The sequence below is a fragment of the Ramlibacter sp. genome, assembly GCF_013697775.1.
In the GTDB taxonomy this organism is placed as follows: Bacteria; Pseudomonadota; Gammaproteobacteria; order Burkholderiales; family Burkholderiaceae_C; genus Ramlibacter.
In genome coordinates this window covers 32,419-56,803 of the sequence record NZ_JACCWG010000161.1, presented here as the reverse complement: position 1 = coordinate 56,803, position 24,385 = coordinate 32,419, and the positions used below count along the sequence as shown (strand labels likewise).

The 24,385-nt window shown below is 67.1% G+C and carries 23 protein-coding genes; 17 read left to right on the top strand and 6 right to left on the bottom strand.

Annotated elements, in window-relative coordinates:
- On the top strand, positions 1-332 hold a 332-nt coding region (locus H0U68_RS08185; RefSeq protein WP_296354461.1), incomplete at its 5' end, for an AraC family transcriptional regulator.
- A 12-nt stretch (positions 333-344) separates the two neighbouring features.
- Here H0U68_RS08185 and metK read toward each other — a convergent pair.
- The gene (metK, locus tag H0U68_RS08180) at positions 345-1,526 is read right to left on the bottom strand and encodes a methionine adenosyltransferase (RefSeq protein WP_296354459.1); all 1,182 of its coding nucleotides are present in this window, start codon (positions 1,524-1,526) and stop codon (positions 345-347) included.
- 133 nt (positions 1,527-1,659) lie between these two features.
- Between metK and H0U68_RS08175 the strand changes: the two genes are divergently transcribed.
- A complete protein-coding gene (locus H0U68_RS08175) occupies positions 1,660-2,484 on the top strand; it encodes a lysophospholipid acyltransferase family protein (protein WP_296354457.1) in 825 nt (274 codons plus the stop codon).
- On the top strand, positions 2,481-3,347 hold the full coding sequence (locus tag H0U68_RS08170) for a lipid A biosynthesis acyltransferase (RefSeq protein WP_296354455.1): 867 nt from the start codon (positions 2,481-2,483) through the stop codon (positions 3,345-3,347). The genes H0U68_RS08175 and H0U68_RS08170 overlap by 4 nt, the downstream gene beginning before the upstream one ends.
- 23 nt (positions 3,348-3,370) lie before the next feature.
- Here H0U68_RS08170 and H0U68_RS08165 read toward each other — a convergent pair whose 3' ends face one another.
- Together H0U68_RS08165 and yihA are read right to left on the bottom strand one after the other, a co-directional pair.
- Positions 3,371-4,279: an alpha/beta fold hydrolase gene (locus H0U68_RS08165; RefSeq protein WP_296354453.1), complete on the bottom strand. Its 909-nt coding sequence runs from the start codon at positions 4,277-4,279 to the stop codon at positions 3,371-3,373.
- Positions 4,260-4,946 carry a ribosome biogenesis GTP-binding protein YihA/YsxC gene (gene yihA / locus H0U68_RS08160; RefSeq protein ID WP_296354451.1) on the bottom strand — a complete coding sequence of 229 codons (687 nt, stop codon included), beginning with the start codon at positions 4,944-4,946 and terminating at the stop codon, positions 4,260-4,262. The genes H0U68_RS08165 and yihA overlap by 20 nt, the downstream gene beginning before the upstream one ends.
- A gap of 87 nt (positions 4,947-5,033) precedes the next feature.
- Here yihA and H0U68_RS08155 point away from each other — a divergent pair, with 87 nt between their 5' ends.
- From H0U68_RS08155 to H0U68_RS08135, 5 genes are all read left to right on the top strand, one after another.
- The gene (locus H0U68_RS08155) at positions 5,034-5,720 is read left to right on the top strand and encodes a c-type cytochrome (RefSeq protein WP_296354449.1); all 687 of its coding nucleotides are present in this window, start codon (positions 5,034-5,036) and stop codon (positions 5,718-5,720) included.
- 101 nt (positions 5,721-5,821) lie between these two features.
- Positions 5,822-7,954 (top strand): cytochrome c biogenesis protein ResB, encoded by a 2,133-nt coding sequence (locus H0U68_RS08150; RefSeq protein WP_296354447.1) that lies wholly within the window; start codon positions 5,822-5,824, stop codon positions 7,952-7,954.
- Positions 7,951-9,321, top strand: coding sequence for a c-type cytochrome biogenesis protein CcsB (gene ccsB, locus H0U68_RS08145; RefSeq protein WP_296354445.1), 1,371 nt, complete (start codon positions 7,951-7,953; stop codon positions 9,319-9,321). Before H0U68_RS08150 ends, ccsB begins: the two co-directional genes overlap by 4 nt.
- Positions 9,322-9,399: 78 nt before the next feature.
- On the top strand, positions 9,400-10,398 hold the full coding sequence (msrP, locus tag H0U68_RS08140; RefSeq protein WP_296354443.1) for a protein-methionine-sulfoxide reductase catalytic subunit MsrP: 999 nt from the start codon (positions 9,400-9,402) through the stop codon (positions 10,396-10,398).
- A gap of 93 nt (positions 10,399-10,491) precedes the next feature.
- On the top strand, positions 10,492-11,154 hold the full coding sequence (locus tag H0U68_RS08135) for a protein-methionine-sulfoxide reductase heme-binding subunit MsrQ (RefSeq protein ID WP_296354441.1): 663 nt from the start codon (positions 10,492-10,494) through the stop codon (positions 11,152-11,154).
- Here H0U68_RS08135 and lysA read toward each other — a convergent pair.
- Positions 11,118-12,407, bottom strand: a complete 1,290-nt coding sequence (gene lysA, locus H0U68_RS08130) for a diaminopimelate decarboxylase (protein ID WP_296354439.1) — start codon at positions 12,405-12,407, stop codon at positions 11,118-11,120. The two genes, H0U68_RS08135 and lysA, sit on opposite strands and share 37 nt — an antisense overlap.
- The gene (locus H0U68_RS08125) at positions 12,404-12,640 is read right to left on the bottom strand and encodes a lipoprotein (RefSeq protein ID WP_296354437.1); all 237 of its coding nucleotides are present in this window, start codon (positions 12,638-12,640) and stop codon (positions 12,404-12,406) included. The genes lysA and H0U68_RS08125 overlap by 4 nt, the downstream gene beginning before the upstream one ends.
- Positions 12,641-12,652: 12 nt before the next feature.
- On the opposite strand from H0U68_RS08125, the gene cyaY reads away from it, so the two are divergent.
- The gene (cyaY, locus tag H0U68_RS08120; protein ID WP_296354435.1) at positions 12,653-12,985 is read left to right on the top strand and encodes an iron donor protein CyaY; all 333 of its coding nucleotides are present in this window, start codon (positions 12,653-12,655) and stop codon (positions 12,983-12,985) included.
- On the opposite strand, the gene H0U68_RS08115 is transcribed toward cyaY, so the two are convergent.
- Entirely contained in the window at positions 12,975-15,479 is a 2,505-nt protein-coding gene (locus H0U68_RS08115; RefSeq protein ID WP_296354433.1) for a penicillin-binding protein 1A, read from the bottom strand. The two genes, cyaY and H0U68_RS08115, sit on opposite strands and share 11 nt — an antisense overlap.
- Before the next feature lie 265 nt (positions 15,480-15,744).
- On the opposite strand from H0U68_RS08115, the gene H0U68_RS08110 reads away from it, so the two are divergent.
- From H0U68_RS08110 to aroB, 8 genes are read left to right on the top strand one after another with little or no spacing between them, the layout of a single operon-like run.
- Positions 15,745-16,824, top strand: a complete 1,080-nt coding sequence (locus tag H0U68_RS08110) for a pilus assembly protein PilM (RefSeq protein WP_296354431.1) — start codon at positions 15,745-15,747, stop codon at positions 16,822-16,824.
- The gene (locus H0U68_RS08105) at positions 16,821-17,453 is read left to right on the top strand and encodes a PilN domain-containing protein (RefSeq protein ID WP_296354429.1); all 633 of its coding nucleotides are present in this window, start codon (positions 16,821-16,823) and stop codon (positions 17,451-17,453) included. Before H0U68_RS08110 ends, H0U68_RS08105 begins: the two co-directional genes overlap by 4 nt.
- A 5-nt stretch (positions 17,454-17,458) precedes the next feature.
- Positions 17,459-18,127: a type 4a pilus biogenesis protein PilO gene (locus H0U68_RS08100; protein ID WP_296354427.1), complete on the top strand. Its 669-nt coding sequence runs from the start codon at positions 17,459-17,461 to the stop codon at positions 18,125-18,127.
- Positions 18,124-18,666 carry a pilus assembly protein PilP gene (locus H0U68_RS08095; RefSeq protein WP_296354412.1) on the top strand — a complete coding sequence of 181 codons (543 nt, stop codon included), beginning with the start codon at positions 18,124-18,126 and terminating at the stop codon, positions 18,664-18,666. Before H0U68_RS08100 ends, H0U68_RS08095 begins: the two co-directional genes overlap by 4 nt.
- A complete protein-coding gene (locus tag H0U68_RS08090) occupies positions 18,663-20,783 on the top strand; it encodes a type IV pilus secretin PilQ (protein WP_296354410.1) in 2,121 nt (706 codons plus the stop codon). Before H0U68_RS08095 ends, H0U68_RS08090 begins: the two co-directional genes overlap by 4 nt.
- Before the next feature lie 25 nt (positions 20,784-20,808).
- The gene (locus H0U68_RS08085) at positions 20,809-22,695 is read left to right on the top strand and encodes a hypothetical protein (protein ID WP_296354408.1); all 1,887 of its coding nucleotides are present in this window, start codon (positions 20,809-20,811) and stop codon (positions 22,693-22,695) included.
- Positions 22,696-22,742: 47 nt separating this feature from the next.
- Positions 22,743-23,255: a shikimate kinase gene (locus H0U68_RS08080; protein ID WP_296354465.1), complete on the top strand. Its 513-nt coding sequence runs from the start codon at positions 22,743-22,745 to the stop codon at positions 23,253-23,255.
- 9 nt (positions 23,256-23,264) lie between these two features.
- On the top strand, positions 23,265-24,383 hold the full coding sequence (aroB, locus tag H0U68_RS08075; RefSeq protein WP_296354406.1) for a 3-dehydroquinate synthase: 1,119 nt from the start codon (positions 23,265-23,267) through the stop codon (positions 24,381-24,383).
- The last annotated feature ends 2 nt before the right edge of the window (positions 24,384-24,385 follow it).

Genomic DNA, 24,385 nt, shown 5'->3' with positions numbered 1-24,385 from the left:
CCGCGGGCCTGTCGCCGCGCCAGCTGCGGCGCGTGCGCGAGCACGTGGACGCGCACCTGGCGGAGAACCTGTCGCTGGAGCTGCTGGCCGGCGTGGCGGGGCTGAGCCCCTCGCACTTCAAGACGCTGTTCAAGCGCTCGGTGGGCGTGCCGGCCTACGAGTATGTGATCCGGCAGCGGGTGCAGCGTGCCCGCGCGCTGCTGCTGCGGCGCGACCTGCCGGCCAGCCAGGTCGCGCTGGAGGCTGGGTTCGCCCACCAGAGCCACATGGCGCGCTGCATGAAGCGCGTGTTGGGCCTCACGCCCTCGGCCCTGCTGCGCGCGCAGGGCTGAAGACGGACTTGCCTACTTCAGGCCGGCTGCCGCGCGCAGCATGGCAGCCTTGTCCGTGCGCTCCCAGGCGAACTCCGGCTCTTCGCGGCCGAAGTGGCCGTAGGCGGCGGTCTTCTCGTAGATCGGGCGCATCAGGTCCAGCATCTGGATGATGCCCTTGGGACGCAGGTCGAAATGGTCGTTCACCAGCGAGGCGATCTGGTCGTCGGGGATCACGCCGGTGCCTTCGGTGTACACCGTCACGTTCATCGGGCGTGCCACGCCGATGGCGTAGGCCACCTGGATCTGGCACTGGCGCGCGATGCCGGCGGCCACGATGTTCTTGGCCACGTAGCGAGCCGCGTAGGCGGCCGAGCGGTCGACCTTGGACGGGTCCTTGCCAGAGAACGCGCCGCCGCCGTGCGGGCAGGCGCCGCCGTAGGTGTCCACGATGATCTTGCGCCCGGTCAGGCCGCAGTCGCCCTGCGGGCCGCCGACCACGAAGCGGCCGGTCGGGTTGATCAGGTACTTGGTGTTCTGCAGCCAGGCCGCGGGCAGCACCGGCTTGATGATCTCCTCGATCACCGCCTCGATGAACTCGGGCTTCATCTTCTTGCCGTCGCTCATCTCGGGCGCGTGCTGCGAGGACAGCACCACGGTATCGATGCTGTGCGGCTTGCCGTCCACGTAGCGCATGGTCACCTGGCTCTTGGCGTCCGGGCGCAGGAACGGCAGGCGGCCGTCCTTGCGCAGCTGCGCCTGGCGCTCCACCAGCCGGTGGGCGTAGTGGATCGGCGCGGGCATGAGTTCGGGCGTCTCGTCGCAGGCAAAGCCGAACATCAGGCCCTGGTCGCCGGCGCCGGTGTTCAGGTGGTCGTCGCTCGCGTGGTCCACGCCCTGGGCGATGTCGTTGGACTGCTTGTCGTAGGCCACCAGCACCGCGCAGCCCTTGTAGTCGATGCCGTATTCGGTGTTGTCGTAGCCGATGCGCTTGATGGTGTCGCGCGCCACCTGGATGTAGTCGACGTGCGCGTTGGTGGTGATCTCGCCGGCCAGAACGACCAGGCCCGTGTTGGTCAGGGTTTCGGCCGCGACCCGGCTGCGCGGGTCCTGCTTGAAGATGGCGTCCAGGATGGCATCGGAGATCTGGTCGGCCACCTTGTCGGGGTGTCCTTCCGAAACCGATTCGGACGTGAAAAGGAAATCGTTCGCCATTTGAATACACTCCGCTGATTTGAAGGAAAGGCGCGTTGCCTTTCCGCCGGAGCCTGGGGCGAACGCTTTAGCAGTATCTTTAAGTCGCCCTGCAAGTAGTTCATAACTCGGCGACCGGATCATTCTAACCACAGTGAAAAGCCTGTTTAAAGTGATGGCTCTGTTGCCGCTGTGGGTGTTACACACCATCGGAAGCGGCCTCGGCTGGCTGGCGTTTTGCCTGTCGCCGACCTACCGCCGGCGCTTCGTCGCCAACGCCGCGCAGGCGGGCTACGGCTTCGCCAATGTGCATGCCGCGGTGGCCGCCGGCGGCCGCCTGATCGCGGAAGTGCCGCGCCTGTGGTTCGGCGCGCCGGTGCGCATGGAATGGGACGGTGCCGAGCTGATCGAGGCGGCCCGCGCCGCCGGCCGCGGCATCGTCTTCCTGACGCCGCACCTGGGCTGCTTCGAGGTCACGGCGCAAGGCTATGCCGCGCGCTTCGGCACCATCACCGTTTTATACCGGCCGGCGCGCAAGCCCTGGCTGCGCGAACTGGTGGATACGGCGCGCGCGCGCACGCGGCTGGAGACGGCGCCGACCACGCTGGCCGGCGTGCGCCAGATGCTGCGCACCCTGCGCGCCGGCGGCGCGGTCGGCCTGCTGCCCGACCAGGTGCCGCCGCAGGGCCTGGGCACGTGGGCGCCGTTCTTCGGCCGCGAGGCCTTCACCATGACCCTGCCGGCGCGGCTGGTGCAGCAGACCGGCGCTGCGCTGCTGCTGGCCTGGGGCGAACGCCTGCCGTTCGGCCGCGGGTATCGCATCCACCTGCGCTCCTGGGAAGGCGAGCTGCCCGCCGACCCACAAGCCGCCGCCGCGCAGGTCAACCTGCGCATGGAGCGCCTGGTACGCGAATGCCCGCAGCAGTACCTGTGGGGCTATGCGCGCTACAAGACGCCACGGGCGGAGAGAGCGCCTTGATCAGTTATCTGGGAATCGGCTTCATGCGGCTGATCGCGCCGCTGCCGCTTGCGTGGGTGCGCGCCATGGGCACGGCGCTCGGCCTGCTGCTGTACGTGCTCGTGCAGCCGCGGCGCAAGGTGGTGCGGACCAACCTGCGCCTGTGCTTTCCCGAGTGGAGCGAGGCGCGCCGGCGCACGGTGGAACGCCAGGTGTTTATGCGCTTCGCACAGGCCTGGCTGGACCGCGCCTGGCTGTGGCATGCCAGCCCCGAGGTGACGCGCCGCCGGCTGGTGGTGACGGGCGAGGTGCGCGAATTGGCCGGCACCGAGCCCACCATCCTCTTCGCGCCGCACTTCGTCGGCATGGATGCCGGCGTCACGGGTCTCTCGCAGCAGCTGCCGCGCCGCATGGTCGGCATCTACACGCACCAGAGCAACAAGGTGCTGGACGCCTGGATCCTGCGCGGGCGGCACCGCTTCGGCAACGCGCGGCCGCTGCGCCGCAGCGACGGTGTGCGCGAGCTGGTGTCGGCGCTGCGCCAGGGCGAGCTGATGTACTTGCTGCCCGACATGAATTTCGGGCCCGAGGAATCGATCTTCGTGCCGTTCTACGGCGTGCAGGCGGCCACGGTTCCCTCGCTCTCGCGCTTCGCGCGGCTGGGGCGCGCGAAGGTGGTGCCGGTGGTCACGCGCATGACCCCCGGCGGCTACGAGGTGCGCGTGCACGCGGCCTGGCCCGCGTTTCCCAGCGGCGACCTGCAGGCCGACACGGCGCGCATGAACGAGCGCCTGCAAGGCTACATCGACGCCATGCCGGACCAGTACTACTGGGTGCACAAGCGCTTCAAGACGCGCCCGCCCGGCGAGCCGCCGGTGTACTGAAGCCGCCCGATCGCGCTACTGCGCTATTGGGCCAGGAAGGCCGCGAGCCGTTCGGCGATGAACTGGGGCCGCTCATGGACCACCCAGTGCGAGGCACCGGGAATCTTCTCCAGCGTGAGCCGCGGGACGTAGCCGTCCAGGCCGTCGACCAGCTCGGGCGGCAGGGCGGCGTCTTCCATCGCCCACAGCACCAGGGTCGGCACGTCCACCGTCAGCATTTCGCGCGGCAGCTCCACCGCGGACGCGGCGCGATCTTCCGGTGTCGCCGGGCGCAGCGGCGAGGCGCGGTACCAGTTCAGCCCGCCTGTGAGGCTGGCGTCCCAGACGGCGCGGTAGCGCTGCTTGAGTTCCTCGGTCAGCCAGGGCGCGCCGCCCCACTGGGTGAAAAAGCCGAATAGGCGGCGGTAGCCGTCTTCGCGCAGCAGGGCTTCCGCGTCGGGGCGGACCAGGAAATTCATGTAGGCACTGGCCTTCCGCTGCTTGGCGCTGGTCTTCAGCTCGCGCAGGAAGGTGCCCGGGTGCGGCGAGTTGACGATGGCCAGCTTGTCCAGCAGCTGCGGCATGCGGTTGGCCAGGCTCCAGGCCACGGCGCCGCCCCAGTCGTGCGCCACCAGGCAGCCGAGCGGGGCGCCGCCGGCTTCGATGGCGATCAGCGCGGCCAGGTCCTGCACCAGGTGCTTGGGCCGGTAGGCCTCCACGTCCTTCGGCTGGCTGGACTGCTCGTAGCCGCGCAGGTTGGGCGCCACGCAGCGCCAGCCGCCCTGCGCCGGCTGCGCGAAATGTTGGAGCAGTTCGTCCCAGACGAAGGCCGCCTCGGGAAAGCCGTGCAGGAACACCAGCACCGGCCGGCCGCGAACGCCCGCGGCGCGGCAGCTCAGCGTGATGCCGTGCGGCAGGGCTTGCTGGTAGGTTTCAATCGGCGGCTGCACCATCGGCGGGCTCTTCCTTGTGCGTCCACTGCCACAGGGCGAGGGCAGTCTCCTCGACGCCCTGGCGCTTCAGGGCGGAGAACAGTTTCACCTCGCCGCCGGCGGTTTGCAGTCGCGCGATGGACAGCGCTTTCTGCCCTTCGCTCTTGTTGAGCTTGTCGGCCTTGGTCAGTAGCACCAGGAAGTGCATTCCGGCTTCGACGCGCGGGCGGATCACCTCCAGCAGGATGTCGTCCAGCTCGGTCAGGCCATGGCGCGGGTCGCACAGCATCACCACGCCGCGCAGGTTGCCCCGGCTCATCAGGTAGTTGGCCATGACCTCCTGCCAGCGGATCTTGTCGGCCTTGGGCACGGCGGCGTAGCCGTAGCCGGGCAGGTCGGCCAGTATCGCGTCGGTGATGTTCTGCTTGCCCAGCGTGAACAGGTTGATGGCCTGGGTGCGGCCCGGCGTCTTGGAGGCGAAGGCCAGGCGCTTTTGCTGGGTCAGCGTGTTGATGCAGGTGGACTTGCCGGCATTGGAGCGGCCCACGAAGGCGATCTCCGGGTAGGCATGGTCGGGCAGGTGCTCCAGCCGGGGAGCGGTGGTGAGGAAATGCGCGGTGTGCAGCCAGGCCAGGGCGCGCGCCTCGGGCGAGGGGGTGGTGGCGCGGGCGCCCGTGGGAGTGGTCATGTGAGCTGGGCGGTGGCCGTGGCGGCCGGAAGCGGCATTGTAGAATCCCAGGGTTTTGCGCCCCACAAACCGAAGATACGCTCGCTTATGAAGTCGCTCGCTTCCCTGCTGTTCGCCGCGCTCGTCGCTGCCGCACTCCCGGCCCTGGCCCAGCAGCCTGCCGCCACCGGCGCGCCCGCGGCAACGCCGACCCAGGCCCAGGCTCCCGCGGCACCGGCCGTGCCGGTGTCCCCGAGGGCCGATGCCGCCGCGGGAGAAGCGAAGTACACCGCCGTCTGCGCGGCCTGCCACGGCGCCGACGGCAACTCCGGCACGCCGGCCAACCCCAAGCTGGCGCAGCAGCACCCCGACTACATCGTCAAGCAGCTGCAGGAATTCAAGAGCGGCAAGCGCCCCAGCCCCATCATGCAGGGCTTCGCGTCGCAGCTGAGCGATGCCGACATGAAGAACATCGCCGGCTTCGTCGGCGCCAAGAAGGCCAAGGCCGGCTTCGCCAAGGACAAGGAACTGGTGGCGCTGGGCGAGCGCATCTACCGCGGCGGCATCGCCGACCGGCAGATCGCCGCCTGCGCCGGCTGCCACAGCCCCACCGGCTCGGGCGTTCCGGCCCAGTACCCGCGCCTGTCCGGCCAGCATGCCGACTACACCGCCGCCCAGCTGGCCGCATTCCGCGACGGCGCGCGCAAGAACAGCCTGCAGATGACGCAGATCGCCGCCAAGATGAACGACCGCGAAATCCGCGCCGTGTCCGACTACGTCGCCGGCCTGCGCTGAATCGCCGGACGCGCCGCTGAACTAACCGCCGACAACCACATCCAAAAAGGGCGGGCACCTCGCACGGGGGCCCGCCTTCTTTTTTCCTCTCCCAACACCGCATGAACGCCACCACCCAGGGCATGACGATCCGCCGCGGCCCGCAGGCCCTGCGCTCGGCCCTGGAGCTGCTGTCGTCCATGCGCTTCGCGATCGCGCTGCTCACGCTGATCTGCATCGCCTCCATCATCGGCACGGTGCTCAAGCAGCAGGAGCCGCTGGGCAACTACGTCAACCAGTTCGGCCCGTTCTGGGCGCAGCTGTTCCTGTCGGCGCGGCTGAACACCGTCTACAGCGCCTGGTGGTTCCTGCTGATCCTGGCCTTCCTGGTGGTGAGCACCTCGCTGTGCATCGCCCGCAACACGCCCAAGATACTGGCCGACCTGAAGACCGCCAAGGAGAACATCCGCGAGCAGAGCCTGCGGTCCTTCCCCCACAAGGCCGAAGCGCCGCTCAACGAGCTGCCCGAGGCGGCGGCACGGCGCATCGGCGCGGGCCTGGCCAGGGCTGGCTGGAAGGTGAAGCTGCAGCAGCGCGAAGGCGTGCCAGCGGGGCAGGGCGCGGGCTGGATGGTGGCGGCGCGCAAGGGCGCGGCCAACAAGATCGGCTATCTGTCGGCGCATAGCGCCATCGTGCTGATCTGCCTGGGCGGCCTGCTCGATGGCGACATGATCGTGCGCGGCATCATGTGGTGGGGCGGCAAGACGCCCTACAACGGCGGCGGCATGGTGTCCGAGGTGCCGGCGCGGCACCGCCTGCCGGCCAATAACCCGGCATTCCGCGGCAACCTGCTGGTGGCCGAAGGCACGCAGTCGTCCACCGCGGTGCTGAACCAGTCCAACGGCATCGTGCTGCAGGACCTGCCGTTCGCCATCGAGCTGAAGAAGTTCGTGGTGGAGCACTACTCCACCGGCATGCCCAAGCTGTTCGCCAGCGAGATCGTGCTGCACGACCTGGACACCGGCGCGAAGACGACCGCGCGCGTCGAGGTGAACCACCCGGTGTCGCACCGTGGCGTGGAGATCTACCAATCGAGCTTCGACGACGGCGGCTCCACCGTGCAGCTGCGCTCGGTGCCGATGGACGGCGTGTCCAAGCCGTTCGACATCGAAGGCGTGGTGGGCGGCGTGTCGCAGCTCACGCGCGGGCAGGGCAACGCCGCCGACAAGATGGCGCTGGAGTACACCAGCCTGCGCGTCATCAACGTGGAAAACCTGTCGGGCAACGGCGCGGGTGGCACCGATCCGCGCAAGGTGGACCTGCGCGCCTCCATCGACGCGCGGCTGGGCGCCGGCAACAAGACCACGAACAAGAAGGAGCTGCGCAACGTCGGCCCCAGCATCGGCTACAAGCTGCGCGACGCGGCCGGCCAGGCGCGCGAGTTCCACAACTACATGCTGCCGATGGACCTGGGCGACGGCGTGCCGGTGTTCCTCATGGGCATGCGCGAGACGCCGGCCGAGGCCTTCCGCTACCTGCGCGTGCCGGCCGACGAGAACGGCACGCTGGACGGCTTCGTGCGCCTGCGCGCGGGCCTGGCCGACGGCGCGCTGCGCGAAGAGGCGGTGCGCCGCTATGCCGGCAAGGCCACCGACGCGTCGCGGCCCGAGCTGGGCCAGCAGCTGGCGGCATCGACCCTGCGCGCGATGGCGCTGTTCGCCGGCGCCGAAGCCGGCGGCGGCAAGCCCACCGGCGGGCTGCAGGCGGTGTCCGAATTTTTGGAAGTCAACGTGCCCGAGGCCGAGCGCCAGCGCGCCGGCGAAGTGCTGGTGCGCATCATCAACGGCGCGCTGTTCGAGCTGGCGCAGATCACGCGCGAACGCGCCGGCCTGAAGCCGCTGGAGCCGGATGCGAAAACCCAGGCCTTCATGACGCAGGCCGTGCTGGCGCTGAGCGACGTGCCGCTGTATCCCGCGCCCATGGCCTTCCAGCTGAAGGACTTCAAGCAGGTGCAGGCCAGCGTGTTCCAGGTGGCGCGCGCGCCGGGGCACTACATCGTCTACCTGGGCTGCGGCTTGCTGATCCTGGGGATTTTTGCCATGCTGTACATCCGCGAGCGCCGGGTCTGGGTTTGGCTCAGCCGCGACGGCGGAGGCACGCAGGCGCGCATGGCGCTATCGAGCAACCGCAAGACCATGGAAACCGACCGCGAGTTCGCGCGGCTCAAGCAGTCTTTGCTGGGAGTGCAGGAATGAACACCGCCACGACGACCCCCGACCACCATCCGGAGCTCTCCGGGTCTCACCGGACCATCACCACCTTCGCGCTGGAGCCGGGCTTCCTCGCCCGGCGCAACTGGTTCGACTGGCTGTTCGCGCTGGCCGTGGTCGCCGGAGGCGCCTTTGCCTTCGCGCAGTACGGCCAGTACATGGACGTGTACGAGAAGGGCATCCTGCTCGGCGCCGTGCCCGCGGCCATCTGGCTGGGCTGGTTCTGGCGGCCGCTGCGCGTGCTGATGCTGGTGGTGGCCGGCGCGGCCCTGCTGGGCATCGTCTCCTACCAGGGCAGCCTGGCGCGCGCGGACAACGTGTTCTGGCTGAAGTATTTCCTGTCGAGCCAATCGGCCATCCTGTGGATGAGCATGCTGTTCTTCATGAGCACGGCCTTCTACTGGATCGGCATGTTCTCGCGCAACCAGAGCGCCGCGATGGAGACGATCGGCTCGCGCCTGGCCTGGACCGCCGTCGGCATGGCGCTGGTCGGCACCCTGGTGCGCTGGTACGAGAGCTACCTGGTGGGCAGCGACATCGGCCACATCCCGGTGAGCAACCTGTACGAGGTGTTCGTGCTGTTCTGCTGGCTCACCACCACCTTCTACCTGTACTTCGAGGACCAGTACCGCACGCGCGCGCTGGGTGCCTTCGTCATGCTGGTGGTCAGCGCCGCGGTCGGCTTCCTGCTCTGGTACACGGTGGTGCGCGAGGCGCACGAGATCCAGCCGCTGGTGCCGGCCCTCAAGAGCTGGTGGATGAAGCTGCACGTGCCGGCCAACTTCATCGGCTACGGCACCTTCGCGCTGGCTGCCATGGTGGCCTTTGCCTACCTGATCAAGCAGCACGCCGGCGAGACGCGCTGGTACAAGCTGGCGCCGCTGTGGCTGCTTGGCGTGGTGCTGTGCTTCGAGCCGGTGGTGTTCCGCACCAAGGCGGCGGCATCGGGCAGCGGCTACTGGGCGGTGTACTTCGGCATCGCGTCGCTGATCGTCGCGGGCATCCTGCTGACGCGCCGGCACATCGCCGGGCGCCTGCCGCCCCTGGAAGTGCTGGACGACGTGATGTACAAGTCCATCGCCGTGGGCTTCGCCTTCTTCACCATCGCCACCGTGCTGGGCGCGCTGTGGGCGGCCGAGGCCTGGGGCGGCTATTGGAGCTGGGACCCCAAGGAGACTTGGGCGCTGATCGTCTGGCTGAACTACGCGGCCTGGCTGCACATGCGGCTGATGAAGGGCCTGCGCGGCACGGTGTCGGCCTGGTGGGCGCTGGGTGGCCTGGTAGTCACCACCTTCGCCTTCCTGGGCGTCAACATGTTCCTGTCGGGGCTGCACAGCTACGGCGAACTCTGAGCGCGGCCGCTCAACGCGGTTGAATCCATGTAAGAACGGCCGGCGTATCCAGACCAACGGCCAGGAACAGGAGATGCCATGCTGATCAAGACGGACCGCGACGGATTCAATCACCCGATTTCCAGCGAGATCACCCCGCAGGCGGTGTACCGCGACCGCCGCCAGATCATGAAGTGGATGGCCACGGGCGCCGCCGGCGCCGCGCTGGCCTCGTGGGCCGGGCGCCAGGCGATGGCGCAGCAGGTGCAGCGCCCCGGCAAGCTGGCGGCGCTGCAGGCCGTGAAAAGCGGCGTGGCGGGCGCGGCGACCATGGAAAAGGTCACCGAGTACAAGGACGCCACCAGCTACAACAACTTCTACGAATTCGGCACCGACAAGGCCGACCCGGCGAAGAATGCGCACACGCTGAACACCAAGCCGTGGACGGTGGAGGTCGACGGCCTGGTGAAGAAGCCGGCCAAGTACCAGCTGGAAGACCTGCTGAAGCTGAGCGCGCAGGAAGAGCGCATCTACCGCCTGCGCTGTGTCGAAGGCTGGTCGATGGTGGTCCCGTGGGTGGGCTACTCGCTGGCCAAGCTGATCGAGCGCGTGGAGCCGCTGGGCAACGCCAAGTACGTGGAATTCATCAGCCAGGCCGATCCCAAGACCATGCCCTTCGTCGGATCGCGCGTGCTGGACTGGCCGTACACCGAGGGCCTGCGCATCGACGAAGCCATGAACCCGCTGGCGCTGCTAACCTTCGGCATGTACGGCGAGGTGCTGCCCAACCAGAACGGCGCGCCGGTGCGCCTGGTGGTGCCATGGAAGTACGGCTTCAAGAGCGGCAAGAGCATCGTGCGCATCCGCTTCACCGACAAGGAGCCGCACACCGCGTGGAACAAGGCCGCGCAGCAGGAGTACGGCTTCTATTCCAACGTGAATCCGAACGTCGACCACCCGCGCTGGTCGCAGGCCACCGAGCGCCGCATCGGCGAAGACGGGCTGTTTGCCAAGAAGCGCAAGACGCTCATGTTCAACGGGTATGAAGCGCAGGTGGCGCAGCTCTACGCGGGCATGGACCTCAAGAAGAACTTCTGAGTCCGGCCTGGCTGCGCGTCAGCTGCGACCGATTCGGTAAGAACATGCGGGTCCACCGCGACATAGACGCATGACCGATTCGAAAGGATGCTGATGGCCGCCTCGCTCTCCAAAGCCTTGATGCACCCGGCGACCAAGCCGGTGGTGTTCGTGCTGTCCCTGCTGCCCTTCGCCTGGCTGTTCTACGGCGCCCTCACCAACAACCTGGGTGCGAACCCGGCGGAATACCTGATCCGCGCCACTGGCGACTGGACCTTGCGCTTCCTGTGCATCACGCTGGCCGTGACGCCGCTGCGGGTGGTCGGCGGCCTGCCCACGCTGGCGCGGCTGCGGCGCATGCTGGGCCTGTTCGTGTACTTCTACGTGGTGGTCCACCTTTTCAGCTACAGCTGGTTCGACATGGGCTTCGACGTCCCGGAGATCGCCAAGGACATCGCCAAGCGGCCGTTCATCCTGGTGGGCTTCTCCGCTTTCTTGCTGCTCACGCCGCTGGCCGCCACCTCGTTCAACCGCGCGGTGAAGGCGCTGGGCGCCAAGCGCTGGCAGGCGCTGCACAAGCTGGTCTACGCCATCGCCGGCTTGGGGCTGCTGCATTTCTTCTGGATGCGCGCGGGCAAGAACAACTTCGCCGAAGTCGCGGTCTACGCGGCCATCCTCGCCGTGCTGCTCGGCTGGCGCGTGGCGCAGTTCCTGAAGAAGAAAAGGAAGCTGGCCGCGGCTCAGCCCGCCGGCAGCAGCTTTTCCTTGCGCAGCTGATCGTCGATGGTTTCGCGCTCGCGGATCAGCGTGGCTTTGGCGGCATCCACCAGCACCTCGGCGGCGCGGCCGCGGGTGTTGTAGTTGCTGGCCATGCTCATGCAGTACGCGCCGGCCGACAGCACGGCCAGCACGTCGCCAGGCTGAGTGGCCAGCGTGCGGTCGCGGCCGATCCAGTCGCCGCTTTCGCACACCGGGCCGACCACGTCGTAGGTGCCGCCAGCGCCGTTGGGCGCTTCGCGCACCGGCATGATGGCGTGGAAGGCCTGGTACATGGCCGGGCGCGGCAGGTCGTTCATGGCGGCGTCGATCACGACGAACTGCTTTTGCTCGCCGGGCTTCAGGTACAGCACCTCGGTGAGGCAGATGCCCGCGTTGCCCACCAGCGAGCGGCCGGGCTCGGCCATCACCATGCGGTCGCCGTAGCCGCGCGCATCCAGCTTCGCGAACAGCTGCTTCCACAGCGCGTCGGCCTGCGGCGGCTGGTTGTCCTCTTCATAGCCGATGCCCAGGCCGCCGCCGAAGTCGACGTGCTGCAGCCGGATGCCAGCGGCTTCCACCGCGGCCACCATGTCCAGCACCCGGTCCAGCGCGTCCAGGAACGGCGCCGATTCGGTGATCTGCGAGCCGATGTGGCAGTCGATGCCGGCCACATTCAAGCCGGGCAGGCCGGCCGCGTGGCGGTACGCCTGCACCGTGCGGTCGCTGGCAATGCCGAACTTGTTGCCCTTCAGGCCGGTGGAGATGTAGGGGTGGGTTTTGGCGTCCACGTCGGGGTTGACGCGCAGGCTCACGGTGGCGGTGCGGCCCACGCGCGTCGCGACCTCGTTCAACACGTCGAGCTCTTCCTCGCTCTCGACGTTGAAGCAGCCGATGCCCAGTTCCAGGGCGCGCTGCATCTCGGCGCGCGTCTTGCCGACGCCGGAGAAGATCACGTCGGCCGGCTTGCCGCCCGCGGCGAGGGCGCGTTCCAGTTCGCCGCCCGACACGATGTCGAAGCCGCAGCCGGCCTGCGCGAACACCTGCAGCACGGCAAGCGACGAGTTCGCCTTCACGGCGTAGAAGATCTTCGCCTTGCGCCCGGCGAAGCCGCGCTGGTAGGCGCCCAGTGCCGCCAGCATGGCCGCCTTGGAATAGACGAACAGCGGCGTGCCGTGCTCGCGCGCCAGGGCGGACAGCGCCACCTGTTCGGCGTGCAGTTCGCCATCGCGGTACGCGAAATGCGGACCGCCGGGAAGTTGGATGTCTTTCATTCGACGCGTACCGGAGAAGCGGTGCCCGTGGGCGGAGCGGAAGCGGGCGCGGCCGGTGCGCCAGCGGGGCTGAGGGTCTGGGGCAGCGTGGCACGCCCGGACGCCTGCGCGCCCGTGGGCAGCATCAGCGGTCCCTTCTGGCCGCAGGCCGCCAGCATCGCGACCATGCAAGCCGCAAGGGCAAGCCGCCGCGCCGGCGCGCTGACTAGAATTTCGGGAACAACATTGAACATCGGCGGATTGTAATGAGCGATTTCGACTACCTCGACCGCGCGGAAGCGCTGCTGACGCACATCGAGGCCTGCTGCGATCGCATCAACGACCGCACCGACGCCGACATCGACAACCAGCGCACGGGCGGCATGGTCACGCTGAGTTTTCCGAACGGCAGCCAGATCATCGTCAACATGCAAAAGCCCCTGGAAGAGGTGTGGATGGCGGCACGCGCCGGCGGTTTCCATTACAAGCTGGACGCCGCGGGGCAATGGCGCGATACCAAGACGCGCGGCGAATTCCTCGCAGACCTGTCGCGCTACGCCGGCGAGCAGGCCGCCCTGGTGCTGGATTTCAGTTCCTGAACAGGTCCAGGATGCTGCGCCGCTCCTCGTTTTGCGGGCGGGTGGGCGGCTGGCCGTCGGAGTTCATCAGGCTGCGGTCGCCGGGCACGCCGGGCACGCCGGGCGTGCGTTCGCCCGAGGGACCGGCGACGCGCGGCGTGCCGGGATCCACGTGCGCGCCGCCGCCCGCATCCACCGGGGCGCCGCCGCCGCCGGACGACATGCCCACGCTGCCGACACCGCCGCCGCGCGCATATTCCTCGTAGTACCACTCGCCGTTGACGTTGACCACGCCCTCGGGCGCGGTGGGCTCCATCTGCGGCACGCCCTTGAGCGCCGTCTGCATGTAATCGATCCAAACCGGCAGGCTCAGGCCGCCGCCGGTTTCCTTGTCGCCCAGCGACTTGGGCTGGTCGTAGCCCATCCAGACGACCGCCACCACCGTCGGGTGGAAGCCGTTGAACCAGGTGTCGATGGAGTCGTTGGTGGTGCCGGTCTTGCCGTACAGGTCGGGGCGCTTGAAGGTCTGGTACACCTTGGCCGCAGTGCCCGAGCGCGTGATCTCGCCCAGCAGGCGGTCCATGACGAAGGCGTTGCGCGCATCGATGGCGCGCACCGATTCATTGGGCAGCGGCGGTTGGCTTTCCACCAGCACCTTGCCCTTCTGGTCGACGATCTTGGTGATCAGCCAGGGGTTGACGCGGTAGCCGCCGTTGGCGAACACGGCATAGCCGGTGGCCATCTGCATCGGCGTGACCGAGCCGGCGCCCAGCGCCATCGTCAGGTAGGGCGGGTGCTTTTCCGCCTCGAAACCAAAGCGCGTGATCCACTCCTGCGCGTTCTGCGCGCCCACCGCCTGCAGCACGCGGATCGACACCATGTTCTTGGACTTGGCCAGCGCCGTGTGCAGCGGCATCGGGCCTTCGAATTTGCCGTCGTAGTTCTTCGGCTCCCAGGGCTGGCCGCCGGTGACGCCGGCGTCGAAGAACAGCGGCGCGTCGTTCACCATGGTGGTGGGCGTGAAGCCCTTTTCCAGTGCGGCCGAATAGATGAAGGGCTTGAAGCCCGAGCCCGGCTGGCGCCACGCCTGCGTGACGTGGTTGAACTTGTTCTTGTTGAAGTCGAAGCCGCCCACCAGCGCGCGCACGCCGCCGTCGCGCGGGTCCAGCGCCACGAAGGCGCCTTCCACTTCGGGCAGCTGGGTGATCTCCCAGGTGCCCTTGGCGGTTTTCATCGCGCGGATCACCGCGCCGCGGCGGATCTTGATCTTGGGCGGTGCCTTGTCCGACAGGCCCGACTGCCCCGCCCGCAGGCCTTCGCCCATGATCTCCATGCGCTCGCCCGTGAGGCGCGTGGCGACGATCTTCTTCGGGTTGGCTTCCAGCACCACGGCGGCCAGCACGTCGCCGTTGTCCGGATGGTCGGACAGCGCGTCCTCGACCGCCTCGTCCAGTTCCTTGGGGTTGGAGGGCAGGTCGACGAACTCCTCGGGGCCGCGGTAGATCTGCCGCTTCTCGTAGTCCATGATGCCCTTGCGCAGGGCCTTGTACGCGGCTTCCTGCTCGTCGGCCTTGACGGTGGTGAACACGTTCAGGCCGCGCGTGTAGGTGTCGTCGCCGTACTGCGCGAACATCAGCTGGCGCACGGTCTCGGCGATGTATTCGGCGTGCACCGGCAGCGTGGGCGCGCCCGAGCGGATCTTCAGCTCCTCCTTCTTCGCGACTTCGGCCTGTTCGGCGGTGATGAAGCCGTTGTCCTGCATCCGCTCGATGATGTAGAGCTGGCGCTGGCGTGCGCGCGCAAAGTTGGTGATGGGGTTGTTGCCCGAGGGTGACTTGGGCAGGCCGGCCAGCATGGCGGCCTCGGCGATGCTGATGTCCTTCAGGGGCTTGCCGAAATACGCTTCCGAGGCGGCCGCGAACCCGTAGGCGCGGTTGCCCAGGAAGATCTGGTTCATGTAGATCTCGAGGATCTGGTTCTTCGTCAGCAAGTGTTCAAGCTTGAACGTGAGCAGCACCTCGTACAGCTTGCGCGTGAACGTTTTTTCCGACGACAGGTACACGTTGCGCGCCACCTGCATGGTGATGGTGGAGGCGCCCTGGCTCTTGGCGCGCCCCAGGTTGGCGATGCCGGCGCGCAGCAGGCCCTTGTAGTCCACGCCGCCGTGCGAATAGAACCGCGCGTCCTCGATGGCCAGCACCGCGTTCTTCATCACCGCGGGAATCTGGTCGATCGGCGTGAGGTTGCGGCGCTCCTCGCCGAATTCGCCGATCAGCGTGCCTTCGACCGAGAAGATGCGCAGCGGCAGCTTGGGGCGGTAGTCGGCCAGCTCGGACAGGTCCGGCAGGTTGGGGTAGGCAACGGCGAGCCCGAGGCCCACGACGGCCGCCACGGACACGATGCCGGCCAGCGCCAGCCCGCCGATCCACATCGCGACCCGCAACAAGGTGCGGACCAGCGGCGAGCGGGCGGAACGGGAGGAGCCGGGATCGGGGGTAGGTGAATCAGAGGACATACGTCTCCAAGGGCATCCCTGGCCGGCCGATTATAGAAACCGGACGGCGGGCTAAATGGGATTGAGTAAGCCGTTTTTCTACATTGCAGTGAGCGGATGCCAAGGATTTCACAGCTCGGCAGCACTGCGGGCTGGCTCGTCAGTTTTTGGCAACGGGAAGTTGAGCACGGCGGAAAAATCCTTTGGCGACAAGGATGTTACTGCTAGCATTGAAGTGGAATCTTAAGTTTGTTACGCATTAGAAATACTGCTTCAGGAGGCCGGCTTGATCTCTTTGGGTTCATTGTTCAGAAAGCAGCAGCCCCCCCTGCTGGGCCTGGACATCAGCTCGTCCAGTCTGAAGCTGGTCGAGCTCGGCCGTGACAGCGACGGCAACCTGATCCTGGAACGCTGCGCCATCGAGCCATTGGAGCGCGGCTGGATCACGGACGGCAATGTCGAGAAATTCGACGAAGTCGCCGAGGCCATGCGCCGGGTGGTGAAGAAAAGCGGCAGCCGCACCAGGAACGTCGCGATGGCGCTTCCCGCTTCCGCGGTCATCACCAAGAAAATCATTCTGCCAGGGGGCTTGACCGAGCAGGAGCTCGAAGTCCAGGTCGAATCCGAGGCCAACCAGTACATCCCCTTCTCGCTGGACGAGGTCAGCCTCGACTTCTGCGTGGTGGGCCCCAGCCCCTCGTCCGCCGGCGACGTGGAAGTGCTGATCGCCGCCTCCCGCCGCGAGAAGGTGCAGGACCGCCAGGGCCTGGCCGAAGCCGCCGGGCTGAAGCCGGTGATCGTTGACGTCGAATCCTATGCCTCGCGCCTGGCCGCCAGCCGCCTGATCCAGTCGCTGCCCAACGAGGGGCTGGACCTGATGGTGGCGCTGTTCGAAGTCGGTGCCTCCAACACCAGCATGCAAGTGCTGCGCAACGACGAAGTGCTGTACGACCGCGACCAGGCGTTCGGCGGCGCGCAGCTCACACAGCTGGTCGTGCGGCAATACGGCTTCTCGCAGGAAGAGGCCGAGACCAAGAAGCGCAGCGGCGACCTGCCCGAGGACTACGAGTCCAGCGTTCTCAAGCCCTTCGTGGACAGCATGTCGCAGGAAATCGCGCGCGCGCTGCAGTTCTTCTTCACCAGCACGCCGCACAACCGGGTCGACTACATCCTGCTGGCCGGCGGCTCCGCCGCCCTGCCGGGCCTGACCAACGCGGTGACGGCGCAGACCTCGTTCGCCTGTTCCCTGGCCGACCCGTTCCAGGGCATGCAGTTCGGCTCGCCGGTGCGCGAAAAGAAGGTGCGGCGTGAGGCGCCGTCCTATCTCACCTCGTGCGGCCTGGCCATGCGGAGGTTCGAGCAGTGATCCTGATCAACCTGCTGCCGCACCGCGAAGCGGCCCGCAAGCGCCGCAAGGAAAACTTCTATGCCGCGCTCGGCGCCTCGGCGCTGGCCGGCGGCATCGTGGCCGGCATGGTGTTCCTCTGGTTCGCCGCGCAGATCTCCACCCAGCAGACCCGCAACGCCGTGCTGCAAAGCGAGATCAAGCGGCTCGAGGCGCAGATCAAGGACATTGCCAACCTGCAGCAGGAAATCGCCGCCCTGCGCGCGCGCCAGCAGGCGGTGGAAGACCTGCAGGCCGACCGCAACATGCCGGTGCACCTGCTCAACGAACTGGTCAAGCAGCTGCCCGACGGCGTCTACGTCACCACCTTGAAGCAGGAAGCGCAGACCGTCGCCATCCAGGGCGTGGCGCAGTCCAACGAGCGGGTGTCCGAGCTGCTGCGCAACCTGGGCAACAACAGCCCCTGGCTGACGCGCCCGGAGCTGGTCGAAATCGTGGCCGGCAGCGTCAGCCTGGGCGGACGCGACCAGCGCCGCGTGTCCAACTTCAACATTCGCGTGCGCCTGCTGCGTTCCAGCGAAATCCAGAAACCGGGCGCCGCAGCGAGCGGTGCCGCGGCATCGGCTTCCTCCGTTCCGGCCAAGACCTGACCGCCATGGCAACTCTTTCCGCACCGAAACTGGATACAGGCGCACTGCAGCAATCGCTGCGCGCGCAGTTCCAGGGCCTCAACCGCAACGACCCGTCCTCCTGGCCCGCGCTGCCGCGCGCGCTGCTGTATCTCGCCCTCATGGCCGCCATCGTCGTGGCCCTGTGGTTCGCCTGGCTGAACACCTCGGCCGACGAGCTGGAAGCGGAGCAGAAAAAGGAACTGGCGCTGCGTGAAGATTACAAGAAGAAGCTGGCGCAGGCGGTGAACCTGGAGGCCTTGCGCAAGCAGCGCGAACAGGTGCAGCAGTACGTGACGCAGCTGGAAAAGCAGCTGCCCAGCAAGGCTGAAATGGACGCACTGCTGTCGGACATCAACCAGGCCGGCCTGGGCCGCAGCCTGCATTTCGAGCTGTTCCGCCCCGGCCTGGTGAACGTCAAGGAGTACTACGCGGAGCTGCCGATCACCTTGCGCGTCACCGGCAAATACCACGACGTCGGCGCCTTCGCTTCGGACATCGCCTTTCTGTCGCGCATCGTGACCTTGAACAACCTGGGGATTTCTCCCGCCAAGGACGGTGTGCTGACCCTTGACGCCACGGCCAAGACCTTCCGCTACCTCGACAAGGACGAGATCGCTGCGCAGCAGAAGGCTGCACCGGCGACGAAGAAATGAAGGCCCGCACCCTCTCCTTGACCCTGCTGGCCGCGCTCGGCCTGTCGGCCTGCGGCAGCTCCGACCAGGACGAACTCGCCAAATGGATGGCCGAGCAGCGCGTCCAGACCAAACCCAATATCCAGCCCATTCCGGAGCCGAAGAAATACACGCCCGAGCCGTACACGCAGGAAGCCGCGACCGACCCGTTCAGCAACCAGAAGCTGGCACAGGCCCTCAAGCGGGAATCGACACAAAGCGCGGCCAGTTCCGCGCTGATCCAGCCGGAACTCAACCGCCGGCGCGAGCCCCTGGAAGGTTTTCCGCTGGATGCCATGAGCATGGTGGGCAGCCTGGTCAAGCTGGGCCAGCCTGTGGCGCTGGTGCGGGTGGACAACCTGCTCTACCAGGTGCGGCCGGGCAACTACCTGGGACAGAACTATGGACGCATTACCAAAGTGACAGAAAGCGAACTGGTGCTGCGCGAGCTGGTGCAAGACGCCGCCGGCGAATGGACGGAGCGCACGGCTGCGCTGCAGCTGCAAGAGAGGTCGAAATGAACCAATACAACGCAACCCCCTGGCGCCGGCTGATCGCGGTGCTCGGCTTCCTGCTGGCGTCCTGCTTCTGCCTGGGTGCCGCCGCGCAGCCGGCGATCGAGGCGGTCACCGGCTCGATCCAGGGCGGCTCCGAAATCGTGCGCATCGATTTCTCGCAGCCGCTCGCCGCGGTGCCCGCCGGCTTCGCCGTGCAAAGCCCGGCGCGCATCGCGCTGGACATCCCCGGCGCGACCAACGCCATGGGGCGCTCGGCGGTGGACATCAACGTCGGCAACGTGCGTTCGGTGAACGTGGTGCAGTCGGGCGACCGCACCCGTCTGGTACTGAACCTCAAGAGCGCCACCGGCTACAAGACCCAGCTGCAAGGCAAGTCGCTGCTGGTGCTGCTGGACACCTCGGGCGCCGTGGCCGCCAGTGCCGCGCCCGCGCCCGTCTTCGCCGAAAGCCGCAACCGCGACACGCAGCCGCTGCGCGACCTGGACTTCCGCCGCGGCCCCGACGGCTCCGGCCGCGTGGTGGTCGATCTGCCCAGCAACCAGGTGGGTGTCGACATCCGCCAGCAGGGCCAGGCGCTGGTGGTGGAATTCCTGAAGTCCACGCTGCCCGAAGGCCTGCGCCGACGCATGGACGTGTCCGATTTCGGCACGCCGGTGAACACGGTGACCACCTTCCAGAGCGGTGACCGGGTGCGGGTGATGATCGAGCCCAAGGGCGCGTGGGAGCACAGCGCCTACCAGAGCGACAACCAGTTCGTGATCGAGGTGCGGCAGCAGAAGATCGACCCGAACAAGGTGAGCCAGGGGCCGGGCTACACCGGCGAGAAGCTGTCGCTCAACTTCCAGAACATCGAAGTGCGGGCGCTGCTGCAGGTGATCGCCGACTTCACCAACTTCAACGTGGTCACCTCCGACTCCGTCAGCGGAGCGGTGACGCTGCGCCTGAAGGACGTTCCATGGGACCAAGCGCTGGACATCATCCTGCAGGCCAAGGGCCTGGGCATGCGCAAGTCCGGCAACGTGCTGTGGATCGCGCCGAAGGACGAGATCGCCTCCAAGGAAAAGCTGGAGCTCGAATCCCGCGCCGCCATCCAGAGCCTGGAGCCGCTGCGCACGCAGTCCTTCCAGCTGAACTACACGAAGGCCGCGGACATCGCGGTGCAGCTCACCGGCTCCGGCAGCGCCCGCCTGCTTAGCGTGCGCGGCAGCGTGATCGCGGAAGCGCGCACCAACCAGATCTTCGTGACCGATGTGCCCAATCGCCTGGAAGCGGTGCAGCAGCTGATCTCCAAGATCGACATCGCCGTGCGCCAGGTGCTGATCGAGGCGCGCATCGTCGAAGCGTCGGATACGTTCGGCAAGTCGCTCGGCGTGCGCCTGGGCGGCAGCGACCTGCGCGGCATCCGTGGCGGCGACCCCGGCTACTCCGTGGGCGGCAACAACCGGGTTTCGATCGGCGGCACCTACGACGCGGTGTCCATGCAGAACACCGAAACCGAGAACAAGCTCTCGACCGTGAACACAACCTTGTTCAACCTCCCGGCGGTCGGCCAAGGCGGATTTGCACCGGCAAGTTTTGCGCTGTCGTTGTTCAGCGCGGCTGCCAACCGTTTTCTGAATCTTGAGCTGTCCGCGCTCGAAGCCGACGGCAAGGGCAAGCTGGTGTCCAGCCCGCGCATCGTGACTGCGGATCAGACCAAGGCATTGATCGAGCAAGGCACGGAAATCCCTTACCAAAGGTTTACCTCCAGCGGCGCCACGTCCATCGATTTCCGGCGCGCGACGCTCAAGCTCGAGGTCACGCCGCAGATCACGCCGGAAGGCAACATCATTCTCGACCTGGACATCAACAAGGATGCCATCGGACAGGTCATCGAAGGCGCCATCACCATCAACACCAAGAAGGTGAAAACCCAGGTGTTGGTGGAGAACGGCGGCACCGTCGTCATCGGCGGCATCTTCGAGCTGGTCGAGACCGAATCAGAGGCTCGCGTGCCTCTGCTGGGCGATGTCCCCTATCTGGGGAATTTGTTCAAGAACAAGGGGCGCTCCTCCAAAAAGCAGGAGATGCTGGTGTTCATCACCCCCAAAATGATTTCCGACCGCGCCGCGGCACGTTAACCAGATCAATCACCACCACCCATCCATGAGTTCCACCATGCGTTTCTTCTCCTATCTGGTGACATTACTACTTGCGACCATGCTCGCCGCGTGCGGCGGAGGCGGTGGTTCACCCGGCGTCATCGTCGGCCCGCAAGCGCTCGCAACCAACGCTCCGACCCCTTTGACGATCCTGATCGGCACGGCGCGTTCCTTTTCGATCACCGGCGGCAAGGCCCCCTATAGCGCGATCAGCAACAACGAACTGGTCGCCGTCGCCGGCGTGGAGGGCGGCACTCTGTACATCGGCACGGTCGGCATCGGTACTGCCACGATCACGGTGCGCGACGTCTTCGGCGCCACCATCACGATTCCGTTGACGAGTGCCCAGGCCCGCCCGCTGGGAACCTCGGCGCCAAGCAATATCACATTGGAAATGGGTGCGTCGCAGACGTTCAGCGTATCGGGTGGCGCACCTGGATACAGCGCGCGCAGTGCCAACACCAACATTGCATCGGCTTCCATCATCGGCGGCAGCCTGCGGGTCACCGGCGTGACGCCGGGCACCACCAGCGTGCTGGTGACCGACGGGATCGGAACCACAGTGTCGATCGGTGTGACGGTGACCACGGTCGGCAACATCGCGCTCTTCACCACGGCGCCCGCGACCCTAACGCAGTCCATCAACACCACGGCCACCTTCTCGGTGGGTGGCGGCGTTCCGTTCACCGGCGGGGCAGCCTACCAGGTGAGCTCCAGCAACAACGGTGTGGCAACGGCCACCCTGAGCGGCAACACGCTGACGGTCCATACTGCTGCGGTGGGCAGCGCCACCATCACCATCCGCGACAGCGTGAACGCGACCGTGGTCGTGACTGTCACCGTTCCCTCGCCGGGCAGCGTGTTCACGACGGCGCCCGCCGCGGTGACGATCGGCATCGGCTCGCACCCGACATACGACGTCGGCGGCGGTCTGGCCCCCTACACGGTTGTGACCAGCAACGCGGCGGTGGCAACGGCTTCGCTGAGCGGCACGGTGCTCACGATCAATGGTGTCGGCGCCGGCACAGCGAACATCATCGTGCGCGACAGCCTGGGCTCGACCGCCACGATCGGCGTGACGGTGCCGGCAGCGAACAACTCCACGTCGACGAGCCTGTTCACGACGGCTCCTGCAACCATCACAATGGCTGCAGGCACCTCGCAGAACTTCACCGTCAGCGGCGGCACGGGGTCCTACTTCCTCACGAGCAACAACGTCAGTGTCGCTACCGTGTCGCCCGCCACCAGCAATGGCCCGATGACGATCACCGGCGTTGCTGCCGGAACGGCGCAAATCCAGATCCAGGACAGCGCCGGCGCGAGTGTTCTCACTGTGGGCGTGACCGTGACGCCCGCGGGTACCGTGGTGCCGCTGACGACGACAGCTCCGTCAGGAGGCGTCACTGTTGCCTTGAATACGACGTCGAACTACGATGTCAGTGGAGGCACGGCACCTTACTCCGTCTCGAGCAGCAATCCGAGCGTAGTCACCGGCGCGATCATGTCCGGATCGGTTCTGCGCCTGACGGGCATGACCAGCGGTTCTGCCGTCGTGACAGTGTTCGACAGTGCCGGCGCATCGAAGCAGATCAGTGTGACGGTGAACCAGCCGGGACCGGTTTTGCAGCTGCTTCCTGCTGCGTTCTCGGTCAGCGAGACATACAGCGGAAACGTCGTGCTGAACATCTTTGGAGGCACCGGCCCGTACAAGGTGCTGACCGGCGATCTGGCTCGCGCTCCGGTGTCTATCGCTGGCAGCCAGGTCACGGTGACCCTCAGCAACCAGTGCGTGAGTGCCGATACAGCGGTGACGATTACCGTGATCGACAGTCTGGGTGCATCGGCGACCAGCGCTTTGACCATCGTCGACAACGGTGGCACGTGCCCTTGACGCTTGACCGCTAGCCTCTAGGGATCCGCCTGGCCGGCTTTTCCCTCATCGGCCTCCCCGGCAGTGGTAAATCCACTGCCGGACGCCAGCTGGCTCGCCGGCTGGCGTTGTCGTTTCTGGACTCCGATCACCTGATCGAGCAGCGCATCGGCTGCTCGATCCGTTCTTTTTTCGAACGCGAAGGCGAGGCCGCCTTCCGCGACGTCGAGGAAGAAGTGATCAGCGATCTGGTTGCGCAAGGAGGAGGCGTGCTTGCCACAGGCGGCGGGGCCGTGTTGCGGCCTGCCAACCGGCAGCGGCTGCACGCCGGCGGTTCCGTCGTCTACCTGCATGTTTTACCGGACGAGCTGTTTCGCCGGCTCAAGCGCGACACGCAGCGTCCGCTGCTGCAGGTTGCCGACCCGCTGGCGCGCCTGCGCGAGATGTACGAGCAACGCGACCCGCTCTACCGCGGGACGGCGCATTTCGTCGTGGAAGCGGGGCGGTCGTCGGCAGCCACCCTGGCAAACATGGTCCTGATGCAGCTGGAGCTGGCCGGCGCCTTGCCGCCGCGCCCGTAAACTGCGGGCATGCCCCCGCTTTCCGACAGTCCTTCCAATCCCGTCGCCTTGCAGCGCGTCCCCATCGACCTGGGGGAGCGCAGCTATGCCATCGACATCGGCGCCGGCCTGCTCGACGACCCGCGCAGCTGGGACGGCCTGCCTGCCGCCGCCGCGGCACTGATCGTCACCAACACCGTGGTCGCGCCGCTGTACGAGGCGCGGCTGCGCGCCGCGCTTGCGAACCGCTACAAGACCGTGCACACGGTCACGCTGCCGGACGGCGAAGACCGCAAGGACTGGAGCACGCTCAACCTCATTTTCGACGCGCTACTGGCCAACGGCTGCGACCGCAAGACCGTGCTGTTCGCCCTTGGTGGCGGCGTGGTGGGGGACATGGCCGGCTTTGCCGCCGCCTGCTACATGCGTGGCGTGCCGTTCGTGCAGGTCCCCACCACCTTGCTGGCGCAGGTCGACTCGTCGGTTGGCGGCAAGACGGCGATCAACCATCCGCTGGGCAAGAACATGGTCGGCGCGTTCTACCAGCCGCAGCGCGTGGTGTGCGATCTCGACGTGCTGAACACGCTGCCGCTGCGCGAACTGAGCGCGGGATTGGCGGAAGTGATCAAGTACGGCCCGATCGCCGACGCCGCGTTCCTGGACTGGATCGAAACCAATATCGACGCGCTGCTGGCGCGCGACCCCGCGGCACTCGCCCATGCCGTGCGCCGCAGCTGCGAGATCAAGGCCTGGGTGGTCGGCCAGGACGAGCGCGAAGGCGGCCTGCGCGCCATCCTGAATTTCGGCCACACCTTCGGCCACGCGATCGAGGCCGGCATGGGCTACGGGCAGTGGCTGCACGGCGAAGCTGTGGGCTGCGGCATGGTGATGGCGCTGCAGCTGTCGCAGCGGCTGGGCCTGGTGGATGCGGCTTATGTGCGGCGGGTGACCACCCTCATCGAGCGTGCCGGGCTGCCGGTCACCGGACCCGCGCTGGGCGCGGACCGCTACCTGGAGCTGATGCGCGTGGACAAGAAGGCCGAAGGCGGCGAGATTCGCTTCGTGGTCATCGCGCGCCCGGGCGAGGCGGCGGTGCGCGGCGCGCCCGACGCGCTGGTGCGCGACGTGCTCGCAGCCTGCTGCCGCTGAAG